The organism is Marinagarivorans sp. (genome assembly GCF_982758155.1).
Map to the genome: position 1 here is coordinate 1 of NZ_CEXWTU010000363.1, position 2,997 is coordinate 2,997.

The window sequence follows — 2,997 nt, forward strand, 5'->3', positions numbered from 1 at the left end:
AAGGATGTCGAGATCGAGCATTAGTGGATGAAATATTGTTTCCTCGTCCCTTAGCCCAGTTCACACTATCTTTTTGAGTTTGAAAATAAAATTCAGGATTGTTGGCTATACGAGTTGTTGGTGAGGTATTTATTTCAACACTTAATTCGCGGAATATCTGACCATATTGAAAGGTATTTTGGGCTTAAGTGTGTCTGTTTCATAGCGTGTTTTTTTACGGTACCTTGAGCCGCAAGGCATACGGTTGCTTTTCCAAATTTATGATTAATGGTATCCATCGTTTTCATCAATGCATTGACCTGTTCATTATCACCCGCCCAAAAATCACTTTGACAGGCGCCTACGGGTGATATCTCTTTAAGTTCGATGCCGGCTTTGGCGTAGAGGTACCCAGGGCGATACATTTTATCAAGCAGCATTTTTGCGGTGCTAGTAATAGTAGGTGTATACGCGGTAGGGCAGGGTAAGCGGGTTGATTCAATCGCTGTTCGGCGTTGCTCTGCATGCCGACTGGTCATAATAAAAACATTGATGGCGCGGCTTACGCTGCGCTGTTTTCGTAGCTTTTCGCAGGCCCGCGCTGCGAACTCGCTCAGGGCTTGTTCTAAGTTTTCACGGCTTTCTATTTTTACACCAAAACTGCGACTGCATACAATGGACTGCCTTTCAGGTTGTGTGGCTTGAAAGGGAATGCACATCTCCCCGTTTAATTCTTTAACCGTTTGCACTAGCGGTAAGTGACCTAGCTTTTTTGCTAGGCCCAGTGGTAGCCGTCGCAATGCGCCCGCGTGTGTAATGCCTTGCTGCTGTAAGGTTTCCGCTAGGCGCCGGCCCACGCCCCAGACTTCACTGACGGGCGTTCTTTTGGCAAGCCAATCAATTTGATGATCGTTTTCAAGAATGCAAACGCCGTTTATCGATGGGATTTTTTTGGTGGCAAATTGTCCCAGTTTTGCCAGTGTTTTTGTTGCACCCACAGATACGCCCATATTAATGCGCTGTTGCTTCCAAATGATTGATCGCAAGTGATGCCCAAAACCTTTTAATTGATGAATTGGAATGCCGCTTAAATCGCAGAAGCATTCATCAATGGAGTACACCTCCGCGTAAGGGACAAGCGCCCGAATAGTCTCCATAATCCGTCGGGATATCTCGCCGTAAAGCGCATAATTACTTGAAAACACATGGGCGTTGGATTGCTCTGCAATAGTACGTTGCTGGAAATAGGGAGCAAATTTTTGTAAACCGATGGATTTGGCTTCTTCATTTAGCGCGACAATACAGCCATCATTATTGCTCAGTACCGCAATGGGCTTCTCGCGAATAGCTGGACGAAAAACACCTTCACAACTGGCATAAAAAGCACGCTGGTCGCATAGCGCAATCATTGTTTTCTGAGATGATGGATAGCGTGAATAACAACCCCTTCAATAATAAGATCTGCATGTTCTGTATCAATATGGATCGGCGGGTATTCGTTGTTGGCACTTAACAATTGATGCTGTGTTGTGTCCAGTATCTTGCAGGTTAGCTGGCCATCGACAGCCGCAACTACGATGTCTTTGTTTTTGGGTGTAATCGAGCGATCAACAATCAATAGATCACCATCCATAATGCCGACCCCAGACATCGAATCCCCTTCGGCGCGAGCAAAAAAAGTGGCCGCTGGATGGCGTATAAGATGTTGAATTAAATCGAGCGGAGCATCCAAGTGGTCATCAGCAGGGCTCGGGAAGCCACAGCGCAGGCGAGTTGAGGCCAGCGGGAGTGTAAAGCTGGGCTCGATTGCATGGATGTTGAGTTTCTGAATAATCATAAGGTAATGGCAAATAGAATGCTGTTTATTTATACAGTCAATGATAGTTCATTTTATTCGAGAATGATAAGGGATATCCGATTATTTACCCTTTTTAGGGTGGAATAATTGGCGATTTTGGTGTTCTGATAGCGGCTGCAGCGACACTCCTGCCCCGATCGTCGCTTTAGCATTTTGCGGCAGCCCAGAGATTAATGCGACGGCTTGAAGCTGTGTGGGGCGTGCAATCTCACCGTGATCAAATTCGACTGAAAAGCGGCGAAATATCTTAATATTCCGTTTGATTGAATATTAAGATATTTTGGTGGGAAAACTATATGAATCAGATGGTTAAGGTATTAATTTGTTGCGTGGATATTGTAATATTCGGGCTTGGTGTGACGGTGTATTTTTGGGTTTGGATGAGGTAGTATTCGCTGCAAGCTACGAGTGGCGGGGACTAGCCTGTTTTCTCGTGAAAATGTCAGCCGGGAAAAGCGTCTGACGGATATATAAGTGTTAGGTTTACATCATGAAAATTCTAGTTCATATATTAATGACAGTATCTGTTTCCGTGATATCTATTTATATATACGATAAAAAGTTTGTAAGAACTTACACGGATTATAATATGCTTTCCGTTAGTGACAGTTTAGATCGAACTAGGATTCAATTCGGCGAGTTCGCATCGCATGAAGTCAAAAAATATGGCTTTGGAGTTTTTGATAGGGATGGTAACCAACGTCTATTCTATGGGGTTGCCACTAATCAAGATACTGGTCTAGAGGAGCCTCAGTTTGTCATGTATGACAGCAATGGGAGTCCGGTTTCAATGCTTATCAACCAAGATAGTACGGTTATGTTTAGTGTTGGCCCACTAATGAAAGAAAAGAGTGTCCTTATAACATCAGATGATACGTGGGGTGCACTAACTGTCCATGGTGAATACGCTGATGGAAATACCAATGAGATCGTATTAATTGCTGGGGAGCGCCCATCACTAGTGCTATTTGGTGGTGAAAACCTTACCGCACTTCATACTAAAGAAAACGAAAAGTCTATCGTTATTGTCAGAGACAAGGAGCGAGTATGGACCTCACCAAAGTAAACCTAACGAACAAGGATAGATTGCGCGAAGCCGCAATCTTATCCAGTTGTTGGACAAGCCCGGCATCGAAGGGGTCTTATTTAGTAGAAAGATA

General features: G+C 44.1%; 3 protein-coding genes. 1 reads left to right on the forward strand and 2 read right to left on the reverse strand.

Annotated features, from left to right (window positions below):
• Positions 1 to 134 precede the first annotated feature (134 nt).
• Positions 135 to 1,388 carry a Y-family DNA polymerase gene (locus AC3A8L_RS20865; protein WP_487964206.1) on the reverse strand — a complete coding sequence of 418 codons (1,254 nt, stop codon included), beginning with the start codon at positions 1,386 to 1,388 and terminating at the stop codon, positions 135 to 137.
• Complete coding sequence (locus AC3A8L_RS20870) at positions 1,385 to 1,816, reverse strand: LexA family protein (protein ID WP_487964207.1); 432 nt, start codon at positions 1,814 to 1,816, stop codon at positions 1,385 to 1,387. The genes AC3A8L_RS20865 and AC3A8L_RS20870 overlap by 4 nt, the downstream gene beginning before the upstream one ends.
• 511 nt (positions 1,817 to 2,327) lie before the next feature.
• On the opposite strand from AC3A8L_RS20870, the gene AC3A8L_RS20875 reads away from it, so the two are divergent.
• On the forward strand, positions 2,328 to 2,903 hold the full coding sequence (locus AC3A8L_RS20875; protein WP_487964208.1) for a hypothetical protein: 576 nt from the start codon (positions 2,328 to 2,330) through the stop codon (positions 2,901 to 2,903).
• Positions 2,904 to 2,997 lie beyond the last annotated feature (94 nt).